The 3,115-nt window shown below is 38.2% G+C and carries 2 protein-coding genes and 2 pseudogenes; 3 read left to right on the top strand and 1 reads right to left on the bottom strand.

What is annotated here, in order from left to right; all coding sequences use genetic code 11:
- Nucleotides 1-549, bottom strand: a pseudogene (locus GSO_RS17245) (IS6 family transposase); the annotation flags it as partial.
- A gap of 294 nt (nt 550-843) precedes the next feature.
- Here GSO_RS17245 and GSO_RS13950 point away from each other — a divergent pair.
- The 3 genes and pseudogenes from GSO_RS13950 (at nt 844) to GSO_RS16115 (ending at nt 3,110) form a co-directional block, all read left to right on the top strand.
- Nucleotides 844-1,950 (top strand): SLC13 family permease, encoded by a 1,107-nt coding sequence (locus GSO_RS13950; protein ID WP_010493355.1) that lies wholly within the window; start codon nt 844-846, stop codon nt 1,948-1,950.
- Between the two features lie 193 nt (nt 1,951-2,143).
- A pseudogene (locus GSO_RS13945) lies at nt 2,144-2,523 on the top strand (DUF1722 domain-containing protein).
- A gap of 194 nt (nt 2,524-2,717) precedes the next feature.
- On the top strand, nt 2,718-3,110 hold the full coding sequence (locus GSO_RS16115) for a UPF0236 family transposase-like protein (RefSeq protein ID WP_010493348.1): 393 nt from the start codon (nt 2,718-2,720) through the stop codon (nt 3,108-3,110).
- The last annotated feature ends 5 nt before the right edge of the window (nt 3,111-3,115 follow it).

Genomic DNA, 3,115 nt, shown 5'->3' with positions numbered 1-3,115 from the left:
GAAAGCTTGCTGAGCGGACACGATGACGTTTAATGAATCGGTGGTCCTGTTCAATCAAATTATTTCGATATTTGGAACATTGGTGGGCTGATTTGCTCAAATAGTCTTGCTTTATCAGGTGCTTCACTGCTTTCAGTGTTGCCCGATATTGATCAGTGACTAATCGATCAGGCCGACCATTGGTCGTCAAGAGACGCTTCAAAAAGTGATAGGATGCGGTATAATCGCGGTGTTTTCGTAGCTCAAAATCCATGGTCAAACCGTTACTGTCAATAGCGCGATACAAATAGGCCCAACGGCCTTTAACTTGAATATAGGTCTCATCGATTCGCCAACTTTTAGCGTGAGCTGTTTGATGCCGACGCCATAGAGCCTTAAAGATGGGGCCATAGTGATGAGCCAACGCATGACCGTGGTGTGATGAACAGTGATACCCCGATCCCGAAGCAATTCAACGATGTCACGATAGCTGAGACTGAATCTGAAATAGTAGCCAACGGCTACTAAGATGATGTCCTTTTGAAAGTGGCGTCCCTTAAAGTGATTCATGCGCGCAATCCCTCGTTTCTTGTCACCCAGTATACTAAAATCAAGTCAGCGAGAAGAATTTGCACTAGAACCTTTTGATCTATGTTGAGATCTAGTTAATGAACAACGTTAAAAGATTGGGTGCTGTCATTAATAATAAAATACATTTGATCACAAAAGCACTGAGGTCTGTAGAAAGTCTGTAAAAGTAAGCATTGTACAGATTCAAAAATGACCACACAAATCCTTCCCTAGTCACGTCAAAATATTTTACACAAACTGATACTACAAGATGAGGAAAAAGGAGAGCGCCTAATGGGTACCGTTTTTCGCCGTACCATCAGCGACAAAATTTTTATTACTGCTTTAGTTTGCGCAGGACTGAGTTTTTTGATTGGGACGCCACAATTTACCGATATTAACTGGAACACGATTGGAACGCTCTTATCACTTATGATTGGAGTTCAGTTATTACGAACCATGCATATTTTAGATGCATTAAGTGACTTGCTTTTAGTCAAATCACAACATACTCGACAGATGACGCAATTTTTTATTTTACTGGCATTCGGTGGATCAATGATTTTGACCAATGACATTGCTATTCTAACTTTAGTTCCCACTTTTATGACATTAAATCGTCATCAGAAGGGAGCAATTGCTTACCCATTAACTCTAATCGTGATGGCGGCAAATCTTGGAAGTTCATTTACACCTATTGGGAATCCTCAAAATTTGTTCCTTGTGACATCTTATCACATTGATATATTAACCTTTTTCAAATTATCGGCTCCTCTGATGATTGCCAGTCTGATTCTTCTGGTAGCATTAAGCTTGTGGGTACCACGAAAGTCCTTAACGATGGTTCCCGCAAAATCAACTACCATTCATGTTAGTCAAATTGGTATTGCAACTTCCCTGATTGGGTTTATTATGCTCGGAATTTTTAACTTGATACCAATTTCATTAGTTATTATTGTTACTATTATTGTTGGTTTGAGAATTGATTGGCACGTCTTTCAGCATGTTGATTACGCTTTGCTCTTGACATTCGTCTGCTTTTTCCTTTTTGTTAGTGCTATTAGTCACAACTCCTATATTACTCTCTGGTTAAATCAGCTAATGCAAACACCGCAGAGCGTTTATATTGCTAGCCTAATGACTAGCCAAGCGATTAGTAACGTTCCAGCCGCTATCTTATTGGCCAATTTTACAAAGTACTTACCAGCCTTATTCCTAGGTGTTAACATAGGTGGATTGGGATCAATTGTGGCCTCCCTTGCAAATTTGCTTGCAGTAAAACAATTATTGCTGTTTAGCGAAGAACAGTCATTATGGCATTTCCTTAAAGTGTTCACTGTGTTAAATCTGATTGGTTTATTAATTTTGGGTGTTTTTGGATGGCTTTACTTGTTAATGTGAGCACGGTAGCCACCATAAACAATTAAAGTTTCTTGAAAGGTGCTCTTTCAATCTGAAGTTGAAGTCTCTTAACCAAGCAAACTAGACACAAAACTCATGAAGGTCCATTCACGAGTTTAGCGCAAGCTTTTCAATCTACTTCAGTAGAACGCTCTGATGCTTTACGTATAATGACATAAAATGGAGATAAAATATGAATTGGCAAAAAGTTTGGGCAGTCAACAAATATTGGGTAATGTCTAAATCACAGCAACAATATGATTACATTCGTTTACTGGCGAAGAATAATCAATGGACGCCACAAAAGACACAAGAACTAGGGAACATCATTGACTCACTTGAATCGGTTTCGCCAACAAAACAAACATTAACAACAACGTATCAACATATTTGGGGATATTTCAAAAAAAATGTACCGATGAAGAGTTACATCAGTATTTAAGATTATTAGATAATTTGCAACCGAAAAATGATAAACTAGGACCTTTTTTGGCCCAATTAACTAACAAGTACCAAATTGATTACCTTCAAAAGTCTAGAATTATAATTGAGCTTAACGAAAGAAAAGACTAGTCTGTTTTTACAAAGTAAATTTTAAATTCTCCCAAAATTACAGACTCATTATATAATACAGGACAACAGTTGAAATTTAAGGCTTAGCGTAAAGTTTAAGTGGGTAAATTATCAGAAACAAAAAGGGAGCGATCCCTACTCATGCTAGAATGTTAATGACAAATCAACCAGTTAGCAATTAGGAGGAATCACTCTTGAACTCTATCTTACAACAAATCATCACAGAAATGATGACATCATTTGGAAACTCTGCCTTTGATTTACTGACAGGAAAGTTAGACTTTGCCAATCTAGTCATCGAAACTCAAAAAAGTTTTGGAAAGACTCTTTGTCAATTACTTGGTGTCATGCTGGAACAACAAGATCAGGTTTTGGCGGATTCTTCCTACCGGAAGCAGTTTTTTAAAATCAAAGATATGCGTGAACGCCATGTCGATACCAGCATTGGCACTGTATCTTTTCGCCGTCGGTACTATGAAGATGTTCGTACCAATGAACGCATCTTTTTGCTTGATGAGCAGATCGGCCTTGAAAAAAGTAGTCGGCTCAGTCTCGACCTCAAGGCCAAGTTATTAGAACCTGTCTAGTATCC

Origin of the sequence: Lacticaseibacillus zeae DSM 20178 = KCTC 3804, assembly GCF_000260435.1 — a bacterium.
In the GTDB taxonomy this organism is placed as follows: Bacteria; Bacillota; Bacilli; order Lactobacillales; family Lactobacillaceae; genus Lacticaseibacillus; species Lacticaseibacillus zeae.
This window is presented reverse-complemented; position numbering and strand designations above follow the sequence as displayed.